This is a genomic window from Roseovarius sp. PS-C2 (genome assembly GCF_018862045.1).
GTDB lineage: Bacteria > Pseudomonadota > Alphaproteobacteria > Rhodobacterales > Rhodobacteraceae > Roseovarius.
In genome coordinates, this window is sequence record NZ_JAHKSQ010000006.1 from 336,915 (window position 1) to 359,392 (window position 22,478).

The 22,478-nt window shown below is 63.3% G+C and carries 22 protein-coding genes and 1 riboswitch; of the genes, 5 read left to right on the plus strand and 17 right to left on the minus strand.

Annotated features, from left to right (window positions below; translation table 11 throughout):
- Nucleotides 1-16 precede the first annotated feature (16 nt).
- From KPG71_RS13840 to KPG71_RS13875, 8 genes are all read right to left on the minus strand, one after another.
- On the minus strand, nucleotides 17-1,339 hold the full coding sequence (locus tag KPG71_RS13840) for an NAD(P)-dependent oxidoreductase (RefSeq protein ID WP_216338579.1): 1,323 nt from the start codon (nucleotides 1,337-1,339) through the stop codon (nucleotides 17-19).
- A 156-nt stretch (nucleotides 1,340-1,495) separates the two neighbouring features.
- Entirely contained in the window at nucleotides 1,496-2,263 is a 768-nt protein-coding gene (locus KPG71_RS13845; protein ID WP_216338580.1) for a FadR/GntR family transcriptional regulator, read from the minus strand.
- 67 nt (nucleotides 2,264-2,330) lie between these two features.
- Nucleotides 2,331-2,699 (minus strand): Lin0512 family protein, encoded by a 369-nt coding sequence (locus KPG71_RS13850; RefSeq protein WP_216338581.1) that lies wholly within the window; start codon nucleotides 2,697-2,699, stop codon nucleotides 2,331-2,333.
- A complete protein-coding gene (locus KPG71_RS13855) occupies nucleotides 2,692-3,048 on the minus strand; it encodes a Lin0512 family protein (protein WP_216338582.1) in 357 nt (118 codons plus the stop codon). The genes KPG71_RS13850 and KPG71_RS13855 overlap by 8 nt, the downstream gene beginning before the upstream one ends.
- On the minus strand, nucleotides 3,049-3,657 hold the full coding sequence (gene cobO / locus KPG71_RS13860) for a cob(I)yrinic acid a,c-diamide adenosyltransferase (RefSeq protein ID WP_216338583.1): 609 nt from the start codon (nucleotides 3,655-3,657) through the stop codon (nucleotides 3,049-3,051). It abuts the gene before it with no gap.
- A 15-nt stretch (nucleotides 3,658-3,672) separates the two neighbouring features.
- Nucleotides 3,673-4,389, minus strand: a complete 717-nt coding sequence (locus KPG71_RS13865) for an LrgB family protein (protein WP_216338584.1) — start codon at nucleotides 4,387-4,389, stop codon at nucleotides 3,673-3,675.
- A complete protein-coding gene (locus tag KPG71_RS13870) occupies nucleotides 4,386-4,745 on the minus strand; it encodes a CidA/LrgA family protein (protein WP_216338585.1) in 360 nt (119 codons plus the stop codon). Before KPG71_RS13870 ends, KPG71_RS13865 begins: the two co-directional genes overlap by 4 nt.
- Nucleotides 4,746-4,856: 111 nt before the next feature.
- Entirely contained in the window at nucleotides 4,857-5,993 is a 1,137-nt protein-coding gene (locus KPG71_RS13875) for a hypothetical protein (RefSeq protein WP_367397353.1), read from the minus strand.
- Nucleotides 5,994-6,208: 215 nt separating this feature from the next.
- Between KPG71_RS13875 and KPG71_RS13880 the strand changes: the two genes are divergently transcribed.
- Nucleotides 6,209-6,601 carry a hypothetical protein gene (locus KPG71_RS13880; protein WP_216338587.1) on the plus strand — a complete coding sequence of 131 codons (393 nt, stop codon included), beginning with the start codon at nucleotides 6,209-6,211 and terminating at the stop codon, nucleotides 6,599-6,601.
- Here the strand turns inward: KPG71_RS13880 and KPG71_RS13885 are convergent.
- The 3 genes from KPG71_RS13885 to cobW all read right to left on the minus strand — a co-directional run bounded on the left by KPG71_RS13885 (nucleotide 6,592) and on the right by cobW (nucleotide 11,881).
- The gene (locus tag KPG71_RS13885) at nucleotides 6,592-6,975 is read right to left on the minus strand and encodes a GFA family protein (RefSeq protein ID WP_216338588.1); all 384 of its coding nucleotides are present in this window, start codon (nucleotides 6,973-6,975) and stop codon (nucleotides 6,592-6,594) included. The genes KPG71_RS13880 and KPG71_RS13885 overlap by 10 nt on opposite strands.
- 34 nt (nucleotides 6,976-7,009) lie before the next feature.
- Complete coding sequence (cobN, locus tag KPG71_RS13890; RefSeq protein WP_216338589.1) at nucleotides 7,010-10,729, minus strand: cobaltochelatase subunit CobN; 3,720 nt, start codon at nucleotides 10,727-10,729, stop codon at nucleotides 7,010-7,012.
- Between the two features lie 99 nt (nucleotides 10,730-10,828).
- Nucleotides 10,829-11,881 (minus strand): cobalamin biosynthesis protein CobW, encoded by a 1,053-nt coding sequence (gene cobW, locus KPG71_RS13895; protein WP_216338590.1) that lies wholly within the window; start codon nucleotides 11,879-11,881, stop codon nucleotides 10,829-10,831.
- 72 nt (nucleotides 11,882-11,953) lie between these two features.
- On the opposite strand from cobW, the gene KPG71_RS13900 reads away from it, so the two are divergent.
- Nucleotides 11,954-12,280, plus strand: a complete 327-nt coding sequence (locus KPG71_RS13900; RefSeq protein WP_216338591.1) for a DUF1636 domain-containing protein — start codon at nucleotides 11,954-11,956, stop codon at nucleotides 12,278-12,280.
- 4 nt (nucleotides 12,281-12,284) lie between these two features.
- Here the strand turns inward: KPG71_RS13900 and KPG71_RS13905 are convergent, their stop codons facing one another.
- From KPG71_RS13905 to KPG71_RS13915, 3 genes are read right to left on the minus strand one after another with little or no spacing between them, the layout of a single operon-like run.
- A complete protein-coding gene (locus KPG71_RS13905) occupies nucleotides 12,285-12,785 on the minus strand; it encodes a hypothetical protein (protein WP_216338592.1) in 501 nt (166 codons plus the stop codon).
- Between the two features lie 54 nt (nucleotides 12,786-12,839).
- A complete protein-coding gene (locus KPG71_RS13910; protein ID WP_216338593.1) occupies nucleotides 12,840-13,523 on the minus strand; it encodes a CbtA family protein in 684 nt (227 codons plus the stop codon).
- 3 nt (nucleotides 13,524-13,526) lie between these two features.
- A complete protein-coding gene (locus tag KPG71_RS13915) occupies nucleotides 13,527-13,691 on the minus strand; it encodes a CbtB domain-containing protein (protein WP_216338594.1) in 165 nt (54 codons plus the stop codon).
- 37 nt (nucleotides 13,692-13,728) lie between these two features.
- A riboswitch (cobalamin riboswitch) is annotated at nucleotides 13,729-13,951 on the minus strand.
- 261 nt (nucleotides 13,952-14,212) lie between these two features.
- Between KPG71_RS13915 and smc the strand changes: the two genes are divergently transcribed.
- The gene (gene smc / locus KPG71_RS13920) at nucleotides 14,213-17,668 is read left to right on the plus strand and encodes a chromosome segregation protein SMC (RefSeq protein ID WP_216338595.1); all 3,456 of its coding nucleotides are present in this window, start codon (nucleotides 14,213-14,215) and stop codon (nucleotides 17,666-17,668) included.
- Nucleotides 17,669-18,118: 450 nt separating this feature from the next.
- Nucleotides 18,119-18,712, plus strand: coding sequence for a hypothetical protein (locus KPG71_RS13925; RefSeq protein ID WP_216338596.1), 594 nt, complete (start codon nucleotides 18,119-18,121; stop codon nucleotides 18,710-18,712).
- A 12-nt stretch (nucleotides 18,713-18,724) separates the two neighbouring features.
- Here the strand turns inward: KPG71_RS13925 and KPG71_RS13930 are convergent, their stop codons facing one another.
- Nucleotides 18,725-19,891 (minus strand): lytic murein transglycosylase, encoded by a 1,167-nt coding sequence (locus KPG71_RS13930; protein ID WP_216338597.1) that lies wholly within the window; start codon nucleotides 19,889-19,891, stop codon nucleotides 18,725-18,727.
- Nucleotides 19,892-20,030: 139 nt separating this feature from the next.
- Between KPG71_RS13930 and KPG71_RS13935 the strand changes: the two genes are divergently transcribed.
- Complete coding sequence (locus tag KPG71_RS13935; RefSeq protein WP_216338598.1) at nucleotides 20,031-20,627, plus strand: LysE family translocator; 597 nt, start codon at nucleotides 20,031-20,033, stop codon at nucleotides 20,625-20,627.
- Here the strand turns inward: KPG71_RS13935 and cbiB are convergent.
- Together cbiB and cobD are read right to left on the minus strand one after the other, a co-directional pair.
- On the minus strand, nucleotides 20,624-21,544 hold the full coding sequence (gene cbiB, locus KPG71_RS13940; protein WP_216338599.1) for an adenosylcobinamide-phosphate synthase CbiB: 921 nt from the start codon (nucleotides 21,542-21,544) through the stop codon (nucleotides 20,624-20,626). The genes KPG71_RS13935 and cbiB overlap by 4 nt on opposite strands.
- Nucleotides 21,541-22,476, minus strand: a complete 936-nt coding sequence (gene cobD / locus KPG71_RS13945) for a threonine-phosphate decarboxylase CobD (RefSeq protein ID WP_216338600.1) — start codon at nucleotides 22,474-22,476, stop codon at nucleotides 21,541-21,543. Before cobD ends, cbiB begins: the two co-directional genes overlap by 4 nt.
- Nucleotides 22,477-22,478 lie beyond the last annotated feature (2 nt).

The following is a 22,478-nucleotide window of genomic DNA, read 5'->3' on the forward strand; positions in this document are numbered from 1 at the left end:
TGTTTTATGATTGCGCTCAGCCCATCAGGCTGGCGTGGATGTCCTCGGCGGCGTCGCGCCCTTCGGCCACGGCGGTGACGGTCAGGTCGTCGCCACCTGCCGCGCAGTCGCCTCCGGCCCAGACCCCGGCGATACTGGTGCGGCCCGTGTCGGTGACGGCGATCTTGCGCCCGTCGAGGTCGGGTAAACCATCGCCGTCCAGCGTCTGGCCGATGGCCTTGAACACCTGATCTGCGGGCAGGCGGAAGGTCTGGCCGGTGGGTTTGAGATCGTCGTCGGTATATTCGAACTCGGCCTCACGCACCGCGCCGTTGCCATGTATCGCAATCGGCTGCGCGTTGGTAATGATCCGCACACCTTTGGAGGCCGCCAGATCCTGTTCGAACGTGCTGGCGTTCATCCGATCGCGTCCGCGACGATAAACAAGGCTGACGTTGAGCGCGCCCAGGAGTTTCGCTTGCACAGCGGCGTCCACTGCCGTCATGCCGCCGCCGATCACCACCACATCACGCCCCACGGGCAGCTTGGCCAGATCGCTGGCCTGGCGCAGGTCCGCGATGAAATCCACGGCGTTCGCGATGCCATCCTTGTCTTCGGCGTCGAGGCCAAGCGCGTTCACGCCACCAAGGCCGATACCGAGAAACACAGCGTCATGATCGGCTTGCAGTTGTTTCAGCGTCAGCCCGCCGCCAAGGCGCTTGCCGGTCTCGACGGTGATCCCGCCGACCTGCAACAGCCACTCGACCTCGCGTTCGGCAAAATGATCGACCGACTTGTAGGCTGCAATGCCGTATTCGTTCAGCCCACCGGGTTTGGCACGCCCGTCGAACACGGTCACGTCATGGCCGCGCATGGCCAGCCGGTGCGCACAGGACAGACCGGCAGGGCCAGCGCCCACGACAGCAATGCGTTTGCCTGTTGCCTCGGAGCGAGCAAAGGGATGGCTGCCCTGATCCATCAACACATCGGTGGCGTAGCGTTGAAGCTGACCAATGAGGACCGGCTTGCTCTCGGCGGTTTCGCGCACGCAGGCCTCTTCGCACAGGGTTTCCGTCGGGCATACGCGGGCGCACATCCCGCCCAGGATATTCTGGCTCAGGATCGTTTTGGCTGCTGCCTCGGGCGTGCCCGTGGCGATCTGGCGGATGAACAGCGGGATGTCGATATCCGTCGGGCAGGCGGTCACGCAGGGTGCGTCGTGGCAGAAGTAGCAGCGGTCGGCCGCGACCAGTGCCTCGTGATCGTCCAGCCTGGGGTGCAGATCACCGAAGTTTTCGTCATAGGCGGCGGCATCCAGCCGGCCGGCCCTGATACCTGGGGTCAATGCGGTGTCACTCACGGGGGCCTCCACATGTTGGTTATGTACGATCAGTATTCCACGGATTTTATTTTTATCAAACGGTAAAATTTTAGCACAAAAATAAGTTATTTTGCAGGGCCTTGGCCCCTCAGCCTTGTCGCCAACGAGAATTTTCCGGCGGTCGCGGAGACGGCGTCAGCGCGTTTTTTCGTGATCAAGCCGCTTTTTCGCGATGGATTCGTGCCGCTCGGCCTTTTGCTGATCGGCAAGGGCTTGTTCGACGAAATCGAGATGCGCAATCACAGCGGCGCGGGCCGCTTCGGTATCTCGGGCCTGCAGGGCGGTGTTGATCGCCCGGTGTTGATCCAGCAAGGCTCCGCGTGTCGTGCGCTGTTTGAACATGACCTGACGGTTATAGAAAACGCCCTGCTGCAGCAGTTCGAACATCGAGCGCATCATGTGCAGCATGACCACGTTATGGCTGGCCTCGATGATTCCCATGTGAAACTCGGCGTCCAGGCGCGCCTCGTCCTTGGGGTTGGGTTTGGTATGGGCCGTTTCCATCTTGTCGAACACCGTCTGAATGACCTTCAGATCGGTGTCCGAGGCCAGCCGTGCAGCGCGTTCAGCCGCCAGCCCTTCCAGATCGCGGCGAAAAGCGATGTAGTTGAATACGGCCTCGTCATGATCGGCAAACAGCCGGATCAGGGCGGGCGAAAAGGCGCTGCCCAGAACATCGGCCACGAAAACCCCCGCCCCCGCACGGGTGACGAGCAGACCCTTGTCTTGCAGATCGGCCACCGCCTCGCGCAGCGAGGGGCGTGATACCCCCAACCGTTCCGCCAGTTCGCGTTCCGACGGCAGGCGCTCGCCCGGCCGCAGGATGCCCCGCAGGATCAGCTTCTCGATCTGGCGGGTGACGGCAGTGGATAATTTTTCCGGTGTGACACGTTCAAACGGCATGGCGCGATCCTGATACAACTGGTCAGATTGTATGACCGGAACGCAAGCCCGACAAGCGGCGCGATGGTCAGGCTTCCGACAATCGCCAAACTCCAATCTGATCGGGCAGGAAGGCTTCGACCGCCGCCGTCGCAATCACCAGTGTCTCACCGGTTTCGGGATTGGTTAGGTCTTGTCCACCCTTGACCGCGCGGACCGTGGCAATCCCGCGCGGCAGGCCATCGGCCAATTCTCCGGTATTCAGTTTGTCCGGTGCCTGTACGCCCACCGTGACCTGAACGCGCATCTTCGCATGATCCAGCCCGGTCGCTTCAAAGATTGGCAGGGTTGAGTGACGTATCGCATCCTCGATCGCCCGTGCGGCGGCCTTTTGATAGTCCATCCCGTGCAGATCGTTGCCCATGCCCATTTCTATGATTACCCGCCGCTCAGACATCTATCCGCTCCATCATGAAACTGACGGAAATCGCCGCGTTGGCGATGACCGTGGGGGTGCCTGTCCCCTCGGGGCGCGGGATGTCCAGACCACCCGTCGTGGCGGTAACGCTGACCTGCCCGTAGGGGAAGACTTCTGCCACCGCCTTGGTATCCACCGCTTCGGGCTGCTGCACGGCGATCTCGACATCAAGGATCATTGCCGATTTATCGAAACCATATAGTTCGGCCATGTTGATGGAATTGCGCCACAGCGCTTCCTGCACCGCACGTCTGGCCGCCTGTGTATAGTCACCGCGGCGCAGCGACGTTCCCATGCCGAATTCGGTCAGGACGCGATGTTTGGACATTCAGTATTCCACCCCGATCTGCGCCTTGACGCCCGAACGGAACGGGTGCTTGACCAGTTCCATCTCGGTGACCAGATCGGCGATCTCGATCAACTCGTCCTTGGCATTGCGCCCGGTCAGAACGACATGAGTCATGTGCGGCTTTTCTTCGGCCAGAAATTGTACCACCTCGTCGATATCCAGATAATCGTAACGCAGGGCGATATTGATTTCGTCCAGCAGGACCATCTTGTTGCTCTCGTCGCGGATCAGCTCCTTGGCCTTCTCCCATGCCGCCTGCGCCATTTCGATATCCCTGTCGCGGTCCTGGGTTTCCCAGGTAAAGCCCTCGCCCATGGTGTGGAACGCGCATTTATCGGAAAACTTCGACAGGATCAGGTCACGCTCACCGGTGCTCATCCCGCCCTTGATGAACTGCACCACGGCGCATTTCATGTCATGGGCGATACAGCGAAAAATCATCCCGAAGGCCGCACTGGATTTGCCCTTGCCCTTGCCGGTGTGAACGATGATCAGCCCCTTCTCGTCGGTCTTGGTGGCCATGATCTTGTCTCGGGCGGCCTTTTTCTTGGCCATCTTGGTGGCGTGGCGGTCGCTGTCGTCGGTCATGTGGCGCGTTTCCCTTTATTGGAACAGGCTCAAGACATAAGGCGCAATCAGCGCGGTTAGCAAGGCATTCAGTCCCATTCCGATCCCGGCGAATGCCCCTGCGGTTTCATTGACCTGAAAGGCGCGCGCCGTACCGATCCCGTGCGCCGCCGTGCCAACCGCGAATCCGCGTGCGCGCCAGTCACGGATGCGGATCAGGTTCATCAGGGGAGTAACGATCACGGCACCGGTGATCCCCGTCAGGATGACAAGCGCAGCGGTCAGCGTCGGCAGTCCGCCCAATTGTTCGGCAATGCCTATGGCCACGGGCGCTGTCGTGGATTTCGGGGCCAGCGACGCCAGAGTCGCGCCTTCGACGCCAAGTGCCTGCGCGATCCACAAGGCTGAGATCACAGCCGTGCCGGACCCCGCAATCAACGCGCCCACCATTGGGATCAGTGCACGCCGCACATGGTGCAGGTTGCTATAAAGCGGCCCGGCAAGGGCAACGGTGGCCGGTCCCAGCATGAAGTGGACGAACTGCGCCCCCTCGAAATAGGTTTTGTAGGGTGTCCCCGTTGCCCACAGGATGCCGGCCAAAAGAAGCATGGCGACCAGTACCGGATTAACCAAAGGGTTTTGGCGACTCAGGCGATAGGCGCCGTCTCCGACAAGGTATGCCACCAATGTGGTTGTCAGCCAAAAAAGAGGACCCTCGCGCAGATATGACCAGATATCGGGCAGATCGGTCATGACCTGTATCCGGCGTTGTCTGTCAGGCGGGCGAGAGCGACAAAGGTCAATGCGCCGACAGCCAGGGCCAGAACGGTGCTGCCCACCAAGGCTATCAACAACGCCACACCGGAATCCCCAAGGGCATCCGTATGGCTGACGACGCCGACACCGGCTGGCACGAAAAGCAGTGACAGGTGCTGTAAAATCCCCTGCGATGTGGGCAGGACGCGCGTGGCCAATTCAGGCCGGATGAGGAATGCGGCCAGCAACAGGGCCATTCCGGTTACCGGACCCGGCAGGGGCAGTGACAGCGCGCGTGTCATCACCTCGCCGGTTAACTGAAATCCCAGAATGATGGTTATATTCAGGATCATTTGATTTGCTTTCTAGGCGTTGCTCAGCACGATCATAGGTCCTGTGTGCCACATGCAAAAGGGCCGCCCGGTGCGGGACGGCCCTGAATGCTTCTGATGGTGTCTGTTGAGTTATTCCGCAGCGACGGGGGCGGGGGAGACGACGCGACTGAAATGTTTGCGGTTCAGTTTCAGAACCAGCCAGATCATCATGAATTGCGCGATGATCGCGATGCCTGTCAGCCCCCAGAACGCCAGCCCGAACTTGTCGATCACACCGGCGCCCACCAGCCCCTTGTTGACGAAAAAGTGCATCATGACCGCAAAGGCGACGCCGGGACAGATCAGGGCATAAGACCCGGCCGAGGCTTTCTGGCCCGAAATGAACTCGGCCCAATAGCCCTGCCTCTTCAGCACCAGCAGGCCAAGGGCGAGGAACAGGACTTCGATTGCCAGCAGACGGGACAGGAAGATCAGTGTTTCACCGGGTGTTCCGTGGGCGTCAAAGACAACATGCAGACCGTGGTTCTGGCGCATGAACAGGATACCCAGAACGGTCACGATAGGAACCACGACCATCAGGGTCGGTCCGGCCTCTTTCGCGGTGCCGTGATGCAGCATCGAGTTGAAGCCGGTGATCGCGGCGACCAGCGTGTAGATGATCGCGGTGACCCCGAAAAAGGTGCTCAGTACAAGGCTGACACCTACCGTCACGGTGTTGCCGCTCATGGCCGACGGGGCGGCCAGGCCGACGCCCACCATCGAGATGGCGAACGCGGGCAGAAGCTGTGCAAACGAGTTGTGAGCGGTGACGTCGAAGATGCCGCCCTGTGTCAACACGCGGCCCAGAAAACCGCCGATCAGTCGCAAGGCCCAGATTCCGAGGCCCAGAAAGGCCAGTAGTGCCATCGGGAACAGGTATTCCACGATACTCCAAAGGCCAGGCACGAATACCAGCCCGACAATGAAGCCGACATTGATCGTCATCGCACTGGCCAGCGGCGCCGCCAACAGGGTGGTTTCGCCGTTGCTTTGGCGTAGTGCCACGTAGCTTTCGGTCTTCTGGAAGGCGCGTAAGGCGGCGACGTTCCAGATCAGCAATTTGACGTTCAGAAAGGCCATCGCCGCGATGCCGATCAACGCAATCACGATGCCGGCCTGCAAGGCCGGGCCACCCGAGGCCAGGGCGCCGGTCACGTCCTCGAACACCGGTACGGGACGGCCTTGGTATGGGACCCAGAACATCAGGTACATGAAGAAGGTAACCACCAATCCCCCCGCGCCAAGAGACGCGAGAAAGTAAAGTGGCGAATATGTGTCAGCGGGTCGTGTGGTACATTGCGTCATAGGTGGCTCCTGCATTCACATAGTGAATTTGGAATGTATGATACATTCTGGAAAAATTATGTATCTGGGGTGGAATGTCGCGGAGAACCCAGGCTTGCGCTAACGATTTGTTAACCGACTATGCGCATGTTGCCGTGATGTTGCGTTACTCGGTGCTTTTGGTGATTTGCCTGCTCGTCGCAGGTTGCAACACGCCCGGCCCCGCGTTTCGCGGGGCCGAGCCCATACGTATATCGGTGTATCAAAGCACCTTTGACGTGCGTGTGGATGGTGACCGGGCACAGGCGATCCGGCTGAATATGGAATGGGCGCCGCGCCCCGCTGTTGTAGCGCCTCGCGCAGTGGCCGCGATCGAACGGGTCAGCGGTTGCGCCGTCAGTCGGCTGGAGGGCGATCAGGCGGTCTTCGTGGCCAGACTGGATTGCGGTGCCGGGTCGCCGCCAAGGCCGATTTTCCCGCTGGATCTCGAATGCGATGCCTATGACCTGAAAGACGGGTACGGCGCGTTGGAATGCCGCCCTTATCCCTGAGGGCACCCCGGCAGCGCTTCGGGAACCCACGACAGCCGCTCGTCCGCGTGAAAGACTTCGTCGGGTGACAGCGTGTCGGGATCGTCCAGCAGCACCGCATGAAAATGCATCTCATCCGGCTCGCGGTCTGAACGGTAGGCAACCGAGCTCCCGCAGGTTGCGCAGAAATATCGGTGGTTGCCGGGCGAGGATTCATAGTGTTTCGGCTCTGCCTCGGTCCACTGCCAATTGCCGTCGGGGTGGCCGACAAACGTGACCAAAGGTGCGCCTGTCGCGCGGCGGCAACTATCGCAATGGCAATGTCCGATCCAGTTATGGCCGCCGTCCAGCTCGAACGTGACTGCGCCGCACAGGCAATGACCTTTTCGTATCATGGGTGCCTCCTTGCCCGTTCTCGGCCCCGCTTGATCATGGCGTGCTCCGGCCTTTCACTACCGCCTCGATCCGTGCGCGCGCCGAGTTCGAGCGCGGCATCCACATGCCCCGTTCGATTGCCTCGTGCAGGCGCAGTGCGATTTCGCGCAGGGCGGGGGCGTTGTGCTCTTCGATGAAATCGCGTGTGTTTTCGTCTTCGAGAAACGCCGCCTCGACCATATCGAAGTGATGGCTGCGTACCGCGCCGGTGGTGGCTGCGAAGGCGAACATGTAATCCACTGTCGCCGCGATCTCGAACGCCCCTTTGTAGCCGTGCCGCTTGATCCCTTCGATCCATTTCGGGTTGACCACGCGTGATCGGATCACGCGCCCGATCTCGTCCTCCAATGTGCGGATGATCGGGCGTTCCGGACGGGAATGGTCGTTGTGATAGATCGGCCGGTCCTGCCCCTGCAAGGTGCTGACCGCCGCCGCCGCACCGCCCTCGAACTGGTAATAATCATCCGAATCCAGCAGGTCGTGTTCACGGTTGTCCTGATTTTGCACGATGGCCTCGGTCTGCCGCAGACGGTTTTCAAACCCTTCGCGGTCTGCGCGACCGTCCTCCTGTGCGCCATAAGCATAGCTGCCCCATGTGAGGTAAGCCTCTGCCAGATCGGCCTTGTCGGACCATAACCGTTCGTCGATCATCGCCTGTAGGCCCGCACCGTAGGCCCCCGGCTTGGCACCGTAGATGCGCGTGGTGTTGCCTTCGATCCGGGCACGGCTGGCGGCGGGGTTCAAATCCTCGGGTTCATCCATGTTCATCACCGCGCGCGCGGCGCTGTCGAACAGCGTGATAAGCTGGGGAAAGGCATCACGGAAAAACCCCGAGATGCGCAGGGTGACGTCCACGCGCGGGCGGCCAAGCACCCTTTGCGGCAGAACCTCGAACCCGGTGACCCGCCGATTGGCGGCGTCCCATTTCGGTTTCACCCCCATCAGGGCCATGGCCTGCGCGATATCGTCCCCGCCCGTGCGCATGTTGGCGGTGCCCCATGCGGTCAACAACATCGTGCGGGGCCAGTCACCATGCGTTTGCAGGTGCTTTTCGATCAGCAGATTCGCCGATTTCCACCCCAGGGCCCAGGCGGTGGGCGTAGGCACGGCGCGGCTGTCCACGCTGTAGAAATTGCGCCCGGTAGGGAGCGTATCCAGACGCCCGCGTGTCGGTGCGCCCGACGGAGCAGGCGAAACGAACCGCCCCGCAAGGGCGGTCAGTAGCCCGCGCCCCTCGTCAGGGCCACATGCGTGCAGGATCGGAAGAACCTTATTGTGCAACTCTTCCAGCACCGGGCGCGTCTGCTGGAACTGTTCAGGCGCTTCTTCCCAGTTGAACGCCTGTTGCGCCAGCAATTCCAGCCGCTCGACCGTGTCGCCGTTGCTGCGCCAAGGGCCGGCGTCCAATCCCTCTAGGATCGTATTACGCGGGCCGTCATAGGGGGTGGCCATATCACAATCAAGCGGGTCGATGGATACATCGCAATCCACTGCCAAGGCCCGGATCAGCGAAGCCTCGCTGCCTTTGCCCTCGCCGCGCGGAACGCGCAACAGGGCGATGGCCAGATCCCGCTCTTGCTCGCCTTCCGGAGACTGCCCGAGTATATGCAACCCGTCGCGGATCTGCGCCTCCTTCAACTCGCACAGATAGGCATCCAGCTTGGCCAGATCGGTTTCGTCGTCGTCCCCGGTCAGGCCGACATCCTTGTCCAGCCCCGTGGCCGAACTCAGCGACAGGATTTCCCGGCGCAGATAGTCGATGCGCCGCGGATCGACGCCCGCCGCCTCGTAATACTCATCGACCAAGGCCTCCAGATCCTTGAGCGGGCCATAGGTTTCTGCGCGGGTCAGGGGCGGGGTCAGGTGGTCGATGATCACGGCCTGCGCACGGCGCTTGGCCTGCGTGCCCTCGCCCGGATCGTTGACGATGAACGGATAGATATGCGGCATCGGTCCCAGCACCGCCTCGGGCCAGCACTCCTTTGACAGGGCCAATGCCTTGCCCGGCAACCACTCGAGATTGCCGTGCTTGCCCATATGCACGATGGCCTGCGCACGGAACTGGTGGCGCAGCCATATGTAGAAGGCCAGGTAATTATGGGGCGGGACCAGGTCGGGCGAATGGTAGGTGTCGGACGGGTCGATATTATAGCCGCGCGCAGGTTGGATGCCCACGACCACATTGCCGAATTCCAGAACCGACAGGGCGAAATGGCCGCAATCCACCTCGCCGGGGGTATAGAACGGGTCCGCTTCGGGCGGACCCCACCGGCTTTCCATGGCCTCGCGCAAACGCCACGGCAACTGGCCATACTCGATCTGGTATTCGGCCATCGACAGTTGCACGCCGCCCCGCCGCCAAACGCGGTCGGTCAGCCAGTTGGTCGGCCCGGCCATGACCGCCTGCATCAGCGCATCGCTGTCTTCGGGGGCGTCGGTCACCCGATATCCGGCCTCTTGCAGCAAGCGCATCACATGCACCGTTCCCGCAGGCGTATCCAGCCCCACGCCATTGGCCAGCCGCCCGTCCTTGTTGGGATAGTTCGCCAGCACCAACGCAACCTTGCGCTTGTCTTCGGGCGTGGCACGCAGGGTGGCCCAGGTCTTTGCCAGTTCGGCCACGAACTCCACCCGGTCGCCTTGTGCACGGTAAGTGGCGATGGGACACTCGGTTGCATTGTCGAAAAACGCCTCGCCCTTGAAGCTGACCGCGCGGGACAGCACCCGGCCATCGACCTCGGGCAGGGCCACGTTCATCGCGATGTCGCGGGCCGAAAGCCCGGTCAGCCCGTCGGCCCAGGCCTCTTCGCCAGAGCCGGCCAATACCACCTGGAACACCGGCGCCCCTTGGGTGGCTGGCATGGTCAGGGGGTTGTCGGGGCTGTCATCGCCCGTATGGGGCGATCCCACTGCAAAAGACGTGCAGTTCAGGATAACCGAAGGCGGCGCAGCGCCAAAAAGATGCTCCAGCGTCGCGACCGAAACCGGGTCTTTCAGAGAGGCCACAAAAACGGGCAGGGGGTTCAGACCGGCGCGCAGCAGCGACTTGACCAGACGGTTGATCGGGTTCAGTCCCGCGCCTTGCACCAACGCCCGGTAGAAAACCAACGGCACGACTGGCGCGCCATCTCTCCATGCCTCCTGCGCCGCCAACAGATCGGCCACGCCCGCTCCGGGCCAATAGACCCCGGCACGCAACAGCGGGCTGGCAGCGGCGGGCTTTTCGTCACCCTCCAGCATCGCGCGGGTGTAAGACAGGAAATTGATGGCATTCTCGGGGCCGCCTTCGACCAGATAGGCCCAAAGCGCATCGTAATCCGCATCGTCCACGGTGGACAGGCCGCGCAGTTCCGCATCGGGTTTGTCGTCGCCGGGCAATAGTGCCAGCGGGAGGCCTGCCTCGTGAAGCCGTGCTGCGTACTGCTCGGCCCCGTATTTCCAGTACCCGACGCCGCCCAGTACCCGCGCGATCACCAGCCGGGATTTCGTCGCGCAATTGTCCAGATGCAGGTCGACCGACATCGGATGCTGTAAATGGGTCAGGTTGGTCAACCGCAGCGTCGGGGGCGTCTCCATCTCGGCCCGCGCCCCGGACAGCGCGGCCAGTTCCGTGTCGGCAGCCGAGACGAACACGACATCCGCCGGGGTCTGGCCAGGATCGACGGGCTCTTGCCCGTCGTCGATCTGTCCCGGAGTGGCGGCAAGCAGGTGCATGAGGAGTCAGCCTTTCGCATGCGGCGGTGGCGCGTCATTGAGCGTTTGCGCCGGAAAAGAGCCAGGGCGCACAACGCCCGGCCTGTCACAGAGTAACCGTCAGGCAGACAATGCCCGTTCGATGGCGGTCCGGTCCAGCCCCGATTGCCCGATGACCACCAGCCGGGTTTCCCTCGGGTCTGTGCCGAACGGGCGGTCGAAATAGCTGTCGACGCGCGGACCCACGGCTTGCAGGGTCAGGCGCATCGGCTTGCCCGCGACGGCGGCAAACCCCTTCAGGCGCAGGATATCGTGTGCGCGGATCACTTCGGCAACCTGCTCGGCAAAGGTTGCCGGGTCACTGATCTCGGGGCGGGTGACCACGAAGGATTCAAACTCGTCGTGATCGTGATCATGGTGGTGGTCGTCCTCCTCATCGTCATGATGATGGTGATGCAGCTCGTGACGGGCGTCCATATCCGTTTCGGCACCTATGCCCTGCCCAAGCAACACATCGACAGGCAACGCGCCCATGGTCGATTTGACCACCTGCACGCCATCGCGGCTGTCATCGCGCAATTGCGCGACAAGGGTCGTGGCCTCGTCCTCACCCAACAAATCGGCCTTGTTCACCACGATCATGTCGGCGCAGGCCACCTGATCGGCGAACAGTTCGGACAGGGGCGTTTCGTGATCGAGGTTCTCGTCCTGCGCGCGCTGGGCATCCACCGCGGCGATGTCATGGGCGAACCGGCCTTCGGTCACGGCCTTGCCATCCACCACCGTGATCACCCCGTCCACGGTGACACGGGTGGAAATCTCGGGCCAGTTGAAGGCGCGCACCAGAGGTTGGGGCAAAGCCAGCCCCGAGGTTTCGATCACGATGTGATCGGGAGCATCTGCGCGCTCCAGTAGTTTTTGCATGGTGGGGATGAAATCCTCGGCCACCGTGCAGCAGATACACCCGTTGGACAATTCCATCACGTCGTCCTCGGCGCAGCCCTCGATGCCGCAGCCCTTGAGAATGCCGCCATCCACGCCCAGATCACCGAATTCGTTGATGATCAGCGCGATGCGCTTGCCATTCGCGTTTTCCAGCATGTGACGGATCAGCGTGGTTTTTCCGGCACCCAGAAATCCGGTGACGACGGTTGCGGGTATTTTTGCGGGCATCTGGTCAACTCCTCAGAAGGGCTTGTCAGCAGGGTGGCCTTGGCCTAGGGCACCCGTGAAAGGACGGCGCATATGCACCGGATCGTGGTTTGTTCAACATGCGAGGGGATGGACGGCAAGGGCTTTGCCGCCCGGCTGCGCGTTGCGCTGGCGCAACGGGGTCTGGCGTTCGAGGTGCAGGACCATGCCTGCATGTCGAATTGCGCTCGGCCCCTCTCGGTGGCCTTTGCGGCACCGGGCAAGGCCACGTATCTTTTCGCCGATATCGACCCCGCGATTGACCTGGACGATACACTGGCCTTTGCGGCCATGTATGCCGATTGTGCCGATGGCTGGATCGAAGACGCCCGCGATGCGGGACGCTTGCGATCTTGCCTCGTGGGCCGGGTGCCGGCATAGGTCATCATTCGATCACCACCTGCGCTGTGGCCTCGATCGGTTCGCCGTTGCTGACCAGTTGGGAATGGTCGTTGGTATATAGCGCGACACGTATGTCATGGGGGCCTACAGGCAAGGCCTGAAGCTGCATCCAGGGACCATAGGCGCGCGCGACCTTGATGCCATCCACATAGACATGCGCGTGTCCTTTCCCCGGTACGTGCGGGCCGTTGACGCCTTCGGGATCGAAGGCAAACCCGGTCACCTCGATATGCAGGTTGCGGCTTTGGGTTCCATCGGGATGCAAGGCGATCCTGAGCGTCGGGACAGGGGTGCCCGCTTCGACCATACGGGAATGATCGTGACCGTTCATATCGCCCTGGCCATGATCATGCGCGGCATGATCGTGCACGTCGTCACCATGATGATGACCTTCGAGCTGCACCCCGGTGCCCGCCGCAAGAAGAAAGCCGAAACCGGTTCCGAAAAACAGGCCGATCAGCAGGAAGACAAAGGTCCGAGGCATAAGAAAACTCGTTTATGGGGCCCCGACGGATATCCGCCGGGGCCGGTTAGAGGATCAGGCCGACGCCTGTTCTTCGCGTTGCCAGAAGTAACCGGCGAACAACCCAAGCAGTGCCCAGGCGAAAAATCCGATGCCAAGGGCACGCGCAGCAAGGAGCGCGGCGATCTCCGGCGGAACCGGGCCCGAGAACTCACCCGGATGCGGTGCGCCGATGACATGCGGCGCCAGCAGCAGGATGGCCGCCGTGCTCCACATCAGCCAGCCCTTGCCGAACGCGATCAGCGCAAGCGCGCAGGCCGTTGCCGCTACGGTGCTCCACCACCAGATCTGGCGTAGCGCCACATCGGCAGCCGCCACGCCCGGCACTTCGGGCGGCAGCGAAATTGCCGGTGCAAAGTGGATTGCGACGAATCCCGCAAGCCCCCAGAGAATCCCGGTGCGTGCCGTGATGGCAACGCCCCGTGCCTCTGCAAGTCCCATCGCGGCGATCAGCAACAGCGCGTAACCCACGTAGATGAGCGCCGTGAACAGAATGCTCAGACCGTCGCGCACAGGGTCGAACCCCGGCAGTTCAGGATTGGCGCTTACCGCGTCGGCGCCGAAATGAATCAGATCGCCACCTTCATATAGCTCTGCATGGAGCAGAACCGGCTGCACGAAAAAAAACTGCAACGCGGCCGCACTCAGCCCCGCGCAGAATCCAGCGAGCAACGCGCTGGCCAGAATTTTCTGAAACATGGTTCAGTGGCAGGGAAAGCCGGTGGCGTGGCGCACGTCATGGGCGGCATCGTGCAGGGTCGAGGCCTGAACGTGCCCGGCGATCGTGATGATGCCGAGGCCCAGTATCATGGCGGTCACGAACGGCAGAACGGAAGATTTTGCAGCGGATTGAACCAGTGCGGTCATTGTCTTTTCTCCTTCTTCGCCTCTCACCCGAGGCGGCGGGTTAGGTCCATGCGATGGCTGGTCTCCTGGCTTGCGGGTCGTCGCCGTGCTGCCGCCTTCCCAAGGTGTTACCCCCAGTGGCATTGTGGCAGTGGCTCTCCGCTTACAGTCGCGGGGGCGGCTGACGGTTAAGCGCCCTGTTTGGGTCCGCTGTCACGTCATTCCCAATTCTTCCCGGAACGCTTTGCGCTCATATGGGAACCATTGCCCCACCAATCTGCCCGGAGGACTCGAACCCGTCAAGGTCGATTCCGACGGCCTGCCGCCCGTCTGCGCCATGGCGGGGAAGAAGGGGCGACACCTGCACCGGCCTCGTCAACCTGGTCCGGGCAAGGCCGATGAAAGGCAAGGAATGGCCGAATTTCGCATATATCTTGTGGATAAGTCCCTCTGTGTCCCCATATCGTGGGGTTTGCCGTTGACAGACGCCCCGGCACCCCGTCACATTTTCAGAACGACGGAATCACACGCCCGAGGTGCCCTTGCAGTTCTCCAAGCTAAGACTGACCGGCTTTAAAAGCTTCGTCGACCCGACGGACCTGCATATCGCGCACGGTCTGACCGGGGTGGTGGGGCCGAATGGCTGTGGCAAGTCGAACCTGCTGGAAGCGCTGCGTTGGGTCATGGGGGAAAACCGCCCCACCGCCATGCGCGGCGGCGGGATGGAAGACGTGATCTTTGCCGGCGCCGCCTCGCGCCCGGCGCGCAACTTTGCCGAAGTGGCGTTGCAGATCGACAACTCGGACCGTCTGGCGCCGTCCGGCTTCAACGACAGCGACGTTCTCGATGTCGTGCGGCGGATCACCCGTGACGTGGGTAGTGCCTACAAGGTCAACGGCAAGGATGTGCGCGCACGTGACGTGCAGATGCTCTTTGCCGACGCCTCGACCGGGGCGCATTCGCCCGCGCTGGTCCGGCAGGGGCAGATTTCGGAACTGATCAACGCCAAGCCCAAGGCCCGCCGCCGCATTCTGGAAGAGGCCGCCGGGATCTCGGGCCTCTATCAGCGTCGGCACGAGGCCGAACTGAAACTGAAAGGCGCCGAGCAGAACCTGACCCGCGTCGATGACGTGATCGAACAACTGGCCGGGCAACTGGCGCAACTGGCCCGGCAGGCCCGGCAGGCCGCCCGCTATCGCGCTATCGGCGAAGAGTTGCGGCAGGCCGAGGGGTTGTTGCTCTATCGTCGCTGGAAAGAAGCGGATTCTGCCCGTGCCCGCGCCGACGAAGAGCTGCGCGATCGTACCACCGCTGCGGCGCAGGCCGAATCCGCAGCACGCGAAGCCGCCAAGGCCTGCGCCAGGGCCGAGGATGCCCTGCCGCCCCTGCGCGAGGAAGAGGCGATTGCCGCTGCCATCCTGCAACGCCTTCAGGTGCAGCGTGATACCCTGAACGAGCAGGAGCAAAACGCCCGCGCGCGGATCGAAACCCTGCACAGCCGGATCGAACAGTTGGGCCGAGATATCGACCGTGAATCGGGCCTGAACCGGGATGCGGGCGAAACCATCGAGCGCCTCGAGTGGGAGGCCCGCGAACTGGCCAAGGCCAGCGAGGGACAGTCCGACAAGCTGGCCGCGGCTGCCGAAGCCTCGCACGAGGCGGCGCAGGTGTTGCAGGATCGCGAAACCGATCTCAGCCAGTTGACCGAGGATGTCGCGCGTCTTGCAGCACGGCATCAATCGGCGCAGCGATTTCTGGAGGACAGTCGCAAGACCCTCCATAAAAGCGAGGCCGAGGCCGAGCGCGCCCGCAGTGCGGCGCAATCCGCCAGGGATGCGCTGGCGCGCGCCGGGCAGGATTACGAGGCTGCACAGAGCGCCGAAACCGCCGCGCTCAAGGCTGCCGAGGCCGCCGAGGAAACGCTGAACGCCGCTGAAGCCGCCCGCGCCGAAACACAGGCGCGCGAAACAACCGCGCGCGCCGAACGCTCCGAAGCCGAAGGCGAGGTCAACGCCCTGTCCGCCGAGGTGACTGCATTGGCGCGGCTGGTGGATCGTGACACCGCCGAAGGCGGGCAGATCCTTGATCGTTTGCAGGTCGAGCAGGGCTTTGAAAAGGCGCTCGGCGCGGCACTGGCTGACGATCTGCGCGCTCCCGAAGTGGACGAGGACGGCCCCTCGGGCTGGATGGTTCTGCCGGGGTATCAGGCCGCACAAACCCTGCCCGAAGGCGTGACCGCGCTGACCAATCACGTTTCGGTTCCCGAAGTGCTGGCGCGGCGCATGTCCCAGATCGGTCTGGTCGAGGCCGAGGATGGCCCGCGCCTGCAACCCTTGCTCAAGCCCGGTCAGCGCCTCGTCACCCGCGAGGGCGATCTGTGGCGGTGGGACGGATACAGGGCCTGGGCCGAGGATGCGCCATCGGCCGCCGCGTTGCGCCTGCAACAATTGAACCGGCTCGAAGAGCTCAAGCAGGAACTGGCCCATGCCACGGCGCGGGCCGAGGGGGCGTCACATGCCCATGAAACCCTGCGTGCGAAACTGGCGGACCTGGCCGAGGCCGACAAGCAGGCCCGCGAAGCGCGCCGCGCCGCGGATACCGATCTCAATCAGGCCAACCGCGCCCTCAGCCGGGCCGAGGCCGACCGCAATCTGGCGCAATCCAAGCTGGAATCGATGGGGCTTGCCGTCACCCGCCACGAGGAAGAGGCGCTTGCCGCCCGCCAGCAACTGGCCGAGGCCGAAAAGGGCGTGCAGGATCTGGGTGATCTCGATGCCGCGCGCGCCGAGGTCGAAGATGTCAAGATGACGGTCGAAGCCGCGCGGATGACCATGATGGCCCGACGGTCGGGACATGACGAATTGCGCCGCGAGGGCGAGGCCCGCACCCGGCGCGCGCAAGAGGTCACCAAGGAGATCAGCGGCTGGCGGCACCGTCTGGAAACCGCCGAAAAGCGCAGCGCCGAACTGGCCGAACGCAAGGCCGCCTCCGAGGACGAACTGGCCGAGGCCAACGCCGCCCCCGAGGAAATCGCCGCCAAGCGCGCCGAATTGAGTTCGGAAATCGACAAGGCCGAGGCCCGTCGGGCCGAGGCTGCCGATGCTCTGTCCTCTGGCGAAGGGGCTGCGCGCGAAGCCGTGGCCGCCGAGCGCGATGCCGAGCGCACCGCGTCCGAGGCGCGCGAAGCCCGCGCCCGGTCCGAAGCCCGCGCCGATGCCGCCCGCGAGGCTCAGGCCTATGCCGCCGAGCGCATCGCGGACGATCAGGAGACCACGCCCGAGAACCTTCTGGAGCAGCTGCAGGCCGATCCCGAAAAGATGCCGGCCTCAGAGGCGATCGAGGCCGACGTGAACCGCCTGAAACGGCAGCGTGATGCGCTTGGCGCGGTCAACCTGCGCGCCGAGGAAGACGCCCGTGAGGTACAGGAAGAGCATGACTCGCTGGTTACCGAAAAAGCCGATCTCGAAGGGGCGATCCGTGAATTGCGCAACGGGATCGCCAGCCTGAACCGCGAGGGGCGCGAACGCCTGCTGACCGCATTTGAGCAGGTGAATTCCAACTTCGCCATGCTGTTCACCCATCTCTTCGGCGGCGGCGAGGCCAATCTCGTCATGGTCGAAAGCGACGATCCACTCGATGCCGGGCTCGAAATCATGTGTCAGCCGCCGGGCAAGAAACTGGCCACCTTGTCCCTGCTGTCGGGTGGTGAGCAGACGCTGACGGCGCTTGCCCTGATCTTTGCGGTGTTCCTGGCTAACCCCGCGCCGATCTGTGTGCTCGACGAGGTCGATGCGCCACTTGACGATGCCAATGTGGGCCGGTTCTGCGATATGCTGGACGAAATGTGCCGCCGCACCGAAACCCGCTTCCTGATCATTACCCACCATGCCGTCACCATGAGCCGCATGGATCGCCTGTTCGGCGTCACCATGGCCGAGCAGGGCGTCAGTCAGCTGGTGTCGGTCGATCTCAAGAAGGCCGAGGCGATGGTGGCCTGATCACTCTGAGTTTTTCGTACAATTTAACCTTTCCTTCAGCGCCGGGGCCGATGTTCAATTCGCTGTGAACCTTCGCAGCGGAAGGAGGTGGTCAGACTGACCGAAAGGAACTTCCGAAAATGGATGGTCGCGATTGCAGCGGGAACGCTGGTGATTGCCGTCATCCGGCTTTGGATAGGGCGATGACGCCCTGACAAGGAAAGACCCGGCAGAGAAGCACCTCTGCCGGGTCAACTGTTCAGTGGAAAAACTGACAGAACTTCCGATATGCTCAGCATGATGCGTAATCCTTGCCAAAAAGTAAAGAATACCGCGCGTATCGTGGTTAACGCCGCTGTTTCCTTCCCATCACATCCGCGCGGGTTCTCGCCGGGCTGTCTCGACATCCGCTGATGCGCCCGATAGCTCTTTGGGATGACGCAGTGTTACCCGTTCAGGACGATGCCACCGATGCCGCTTTTCTTGCGCTTTTTTGCTTTTCTCGGCCTTGTGGCCCTCGCCGCCTGCGGAACGCCGCGCCCCGATGGCCCGCCGCTGCCCGGCACCGCGCAGGATGTGGCGCGGCTCGAACAGGCGATCCTTGCCCTCGGCCCCGAGGTCGATCCGGAAGAAGCGCACCGCGCCGCGCGTATTTCTTATGAACATACGCACCGGCTGGCATTGGAATATCAGATCACCGATCCGCCGATCATCCATAACACCAAGGTCAATATGGGCGTCAAACCTCGCGGCCTGTGCTGGCACTGGGCCAAGGACATGGAAACCCGCCTGAAACAAGAGGACTTCCAGACGCTGGACCTGCATCGCGCCATCGCCAACGCCAAGAATCCGATTCTGCTGGAACACAGCACCGTGATCATCAGCCGCGGTGGCGATACCCTGTATGACGGGATCGTACTGGACCCCTGGCGCGAGGGGGGTGTGTTGTTCTGGTCCCCGACACGCGACGATCATCGCTACACCTGGCACCCCAGGGCCGAGATTCTGGCCTGGAAGCTGGGCCATGACCGCGCTCAGCAATTGCTGGCGACCTCAGGAAACTGATCCGCCCGACCCTCAAAGCCTGTTCAGCAAATCCCGTGTCGGCCATGCGTCGGAAGGCAGCCCCAGTTCCTGCTGGATGTCCTGCACGGCGGCGCGGGTGCCCGCACCGAGGATTCCGTCGATCTCGCCCACGTCATAGCCCCGCGCGGCCAGCTTGCGCTGCAAATCCTTCATCTGCGCATCCGACAACCCTTGCGCGGGAGTGCCCGCATTGAACACCGGCGCACCCTCCAGACGGTTGGCGAAATAGGCGGCGGTCAGGACGTAGACGAAACTCTGGTTCCATTCGAAATAGACTCGGAAATTCGGATAGGCCAGAAAAGCCGGGCCGTTGCGCCCCTGCGGCAGCAACAGGCTGGCGGGCAGGTCGCTTGCGATCTGTCCGTGTCGGGCCTGCACCCCCATCCCCGCCCAGTCCGAGGCAGGTTTCACAGTGCGCAGCCCGGTTTGCGCCCAGTCCATCCCTTGCGGCAGCGTCACCTCCTGCAGCCAGGGTTCGTTCGGACGCCAGCCAAGCTCGCTCAGCATCTTTGCGCCCGACATCAGCGCATCGGGGGCCGATGTTTTCAGGTTCACATGCCCGTCGCCATCGCCATCCACCCCGTTGTCCAGAATGTCGCGCGGCAGCATCTGCACCATGCCGATTTCACCGGCCCACGCCCCTGTGGTTTTGGCCGGGCTGAAATCCCCCTTTTCGAACAGTTCCAGCGCGGCAAAAATCTGCGGGCGGAACAATTCGGGGCGACGGCAATCATGCGACAGCGTGACCAGTGCGTTCAGCGTGTTGAAATCCCCCTGAACCGCGCCGTAATCGGTTTCGAACGCCCAGAAAGCCAGCAGGACACCGCGGCTGATGCCGTACTCGCGTTCGATCCGCTCGAAGGTCGCATCGTACTGCTGCGCCAGTTGCCGGCCCTTCTGCATGCGGTTCGCGCTGATCAGGCGGCGGGCGAAATCGACGAAGGGCATCTGGAATACACCCTGCCTGCGGTCGGCCTTGATGACGGCGGGATCGTGCCGCACGGGCGCGAAAAACCGTGTCACGCTGTCGGGGGCATGGCCCCGTGCGATGGCCTCTTGTCGCAACGCATCGACAAATCCGCCGAAATTGCCGCCACAGGTTTGGGCGCTGGCAGGCCCTGCAAGGCAAAGGGCAAGAAAAAGGGGCAACAGGCGCATTGGCGTACCTTCGTGTCGGATCGATTCACGAGGCAGCCTATTGGATCGTCCCGCAATCCGAAAGCGCACGATCCGGGTCGCCCTGCGCCACGCTTCGCGGGCATTCTGACGCTCTCGCATACTACCGCCCGAGGCTATGATGATCGACTGGACCCTGACGTTGCTGATTTTCCTGTTCCCGCTGGCCTACAGCCCCGGACCCGGCAACATGGTCTTTGCCGCCAATGGCGCGCGGTTCGGCATGTTGCGCACGGTTCCGGCCAGCGCCGGGTACCATGCCGCGACATGGCTGGTGACGCTGGCCATCGGTTATGGGTTCGCCACCGGTCTGAGCCGGCTCCCCGGCATGATGATGGGGCTGCAATGGGCAGGTGTGGCGTGGTTGCTCTATCTGGCCTGGGGGTTCCTGCGCGCGGGCCGCATCGGGGCCACGCCCGAGGCCCGGCCTCTTGGGGCGGGGGGCGGTGTGTTGTTGCTGGTTCTCAACCCCAAGGCTTACATGATCATCGCGCTGATGTTCTCGCAGTTCCTGCCGGGCGCACCGGGCGGGCCGGTGATGTCGGTGATCTGGATCACCACGCTGTTCACGCTCAACAATCTATTGGCTTTCACCATATGGACGGCGGCGGGTGTCCGGCTTGCCCGTGCGTTCGACCGGGAGGATCAGGCGCGCAGGCTCAATGCCGGGTTCGGGCTGGCGCTGGCCGGGGCGGCACTGTGGCTGATACTGGGTTAAACCGCACAGCCGATCAGTGCCAGTACGACGACACCGGCCAAGGCCGCCCCCCATGCCCGCCAGAGGGCGGCACAGGCCGCTTCGACCTGCCCCGCGCCGATATCCATGCGCCCAAAGCGATGCACCCACGGGAAATGCTTCAGGGTTCCGTCATAGGATCGCGGCCCCGACAGCGCCACGTTCAGGGCGCGGGCCATGGCCGCTTCGGGCCAGCCCGCGTTGGGCGACCGGTGCTGGCGTGCATCGGCCATGATTGCCCGCCACTCACGCAGCCCCCAATGGGTGAGCGCGATCAGTGCCGCGGTCAGGCGTGCGGGGACCACGTTCAGCACATCGTCCAGCCGCGCCGCCGCCCACCCGAAGGCCGCGAAGCGTTCGTTGCGATAGCCGATCATCGAATCCGCAGTGTTCGTGACCTTGTACAAGAGCAGCCCCGGCAGCCCCGCCACCAGAAACCAGAAGGCCGGGGCAATCACCCCGTCGCTCAGGTTTTCGGCGGCGGATTCGATCGCGGCGCGGGCGATATCGGCGTCGTTCATTTCTCGCGTATCGCGCCCCACGATCATCCCCACGGCGCGCCGCGCCTCACCAGTTGACAGGCGCAACCCATCGGCAACGGCGCGCACATGATCCACAAGAGAGCGTTGCGCCAGCAAAACGGCGACCACGATCACCGCAACCGGCCAGCCGAACAGGCTCAGGATCAGCCCCGCAAGCACTGCACCGCACCCCAGCAGAGCCATTGCAGCGATCCCCTTGACACGCCGTGCAGCCCCGATGTTCAGCCGCTCTTCCAGCCAGTCAATTGCGCGCCCGATCAGAACCGCCGGATGCGGCACCCGGTTCCACAGCCAACGCGGTTCACCCAATAGGGCGTCCAGCAGCATGGCGCAGATCAGAACGGTTGCCGTGGTCATAGCGCAGCCTCCAGTCGCGCCCACTGATCCGGGGCAGGCAGACCCAGCCTGAGCCATTCCGGGGAATAGGGAAAGACGCGGCTCCAGATGTGGTGTTTCGCCAACCGGTCCTGCCAGCCCTGCGCGTCCTCGGTGCGATAAAGACGAAACAGCGGGCATCCCCCTTCGACGGTGGCGCCTGCCCGCGTCATCAGGGAGTCCAGACGCGCGGCATCGGCGGTGAGGCGGGTGCGGGTGTCTTCGGCCCATCCGGTATCGTTCAGCGCCATGCGCCCGATCTCCAGCGCCGGTCCCGATACCGGCCACGGCCCCAGCATCCCGGCCAGCCGTGCAATCGTGTCGGGGGCGGCAATGGCAAAGCCCAGCCTCACCCCGGCCAGCCCCCAGAACTTGCCGAAACTCTTCAGCACAATGACACCGGGCCGCGCCGCGCGGGCGACAAGCGAACGGTCGGAGGCGACATCGGCAAAGCTTTCGTCGATGACGGTCAGCGACGCGCCCGGTGTCAGCCTGTCATGCCATGCGCCCGTGGGATTGTTGGGGTGGACGATCACCGTCGCATCCGGGCTGTCCGCGCTCATATTCCAGCCATGCGCGGCAAAGGCTGCGGCGTGTTCGTTATAGGTGGGGCCGGGAATATGTACGCGCCCCGCCCGCGCCAGCCCCGGAAGGCGGGCGATCAGGCTCGATGCGCCGGGCGCGGCCAGCACCGCCGCACCGTCCGGCACGTTCCAGAACCGCCGCGCGGCATCTTCCAACGCCTGTTGTGCGGCGCGGTCGGGCAGGGCGGTCCAGGCTTCGGCTGGCAAGGCGGGGAGGGGGTAGGGCACCGGGTTGATGCCGGTGGACAGGTCGATCCACGCATCGCGCGTGCCGCCATGGCGCGCCACGGCGTCATCCAGTCCGCCACCATGATCCCGAGCGCCGCTCACCG

Coding starts and splice junctions, on each gene's coding strand:
- KPG71_RS13845 (WP_216338580.1), bottom strand. CDS start 2,263: ATGCCGTTTGAACGTGTCACACCGGAAAAATTATCCACTGCCGTCACC.
- KPG71_RS13850 (WP_216338581.1), bottom strand. CDS start 2,699: ATGTCTGAGCGGCGGGTAATCATAGAAATGGGCATGGGCAACGATCTG.
- KPG71_RS13855 (WP_216338582.1), bottom strand. CDS start 3,048: ATGTCCAAACATCGCGTCCTGACCGAATTCGGCATGGGAACGTCGCTG.
- cobO (WP_216338583.1), bottom strand. CDS start 3,657: ATGACCGACGACAGCGACCGCCACGCCACCAAGATGGCCAAGAAAAAG.
- KPG71_RS13865 (WP_216338584.1), bottom strand. CDS start 4,389: ATGACCGATCTGCCCGATATCTGGTCATATCTGCGCGAGGGTCCTCTT.
- KPG71_RS13870 (WP_216338585.1), bottom strand. CDS start 4,745: ATGATCCTGAATATAACCATCATTCTGGGATTTCAGTTAACCGGCGAG.
- KPG71_RS13880 (WP_216338587.1), top strand. CDS start 6,209: ATGTTGCGTTACTCGGTGCTTTTGGTGATTTGCCTGCTCGTCGCAGGT.
- KPG71_RS13885 (WP_216338588.1), bottom strand. CDS start 6,975: ATGATACGAAAAGGTCATTGCCTGTGCGGCGCAGTCACGTTCGAGCTG.
- cobN (WP_216338589.1), bottom strand. CDS start 10,729: ATGCACCTGCTTGCCGCCACTCCGGGACAGATCGACGACGGGCAAGAG.
- cobW (WP_216338590.1), bottom strand. CDS start 11,881: ATGCCCGCAAAAATACCCGCAACCGTCGTCACCGGATTTCTGGGTGCC.
- KPG71_RS13900 (WP_216338591.1), top strand. CDS start 11,954: ATGCACCGGATCGTGGTTTGTTCAACATGCGAGGGGATGGACGGCAAG.
- KPG71_RS13905 (WP_216338592.1), bottom strand. CDS start 12,785: ATGCCTCGGACCTTTGTCTTCCTGCTGATCGGCCTGTTTTTCGGAACC.
- KPG71_RS13910 (WP_216338593.1), bottom strand. CDS start 13,523: ATGTTTCAGAAAATTCTGGCCAGCGCGTTGCTCGCTGGATTCTGCGCG.
- KPG71_RS13915 (WP_216338594.1), bottom strand. CDS start 13,691: ATGACCGCACTGGTTCAATCCGCTGCAAAATCTTCCGTTCTGCCGTTC.
- KPG71_RS13925 (WP_216338596.1), top strand. CDS start 18,119: ATGCCGCTTTTCTTGCGCTTTTTTGCTTTTCTCGGCCTTGTGGCCCTC.
- KPG71_RS13930 (WP_216338597.1), bottom strand. CDS start 19,891: ATGCGCCTGTTGCCCCTTTTTCTTGCCCTTTGCCTTGCAGGGCCTGCC.
- KPG71_RS13935 (WP_216338598.1), top strand. CDS start 20,031: ATGATCGACTGGACCCTGACGTTGCTGATTTTCCTGTTCCCGCTGGCC.
- cbiB (WP_216338599.1), bottom strand. CDS start 21,544: ATGACCACGGCAACCGTTCTGATCTGCGCCATGCTGCTGGACGCCCTA.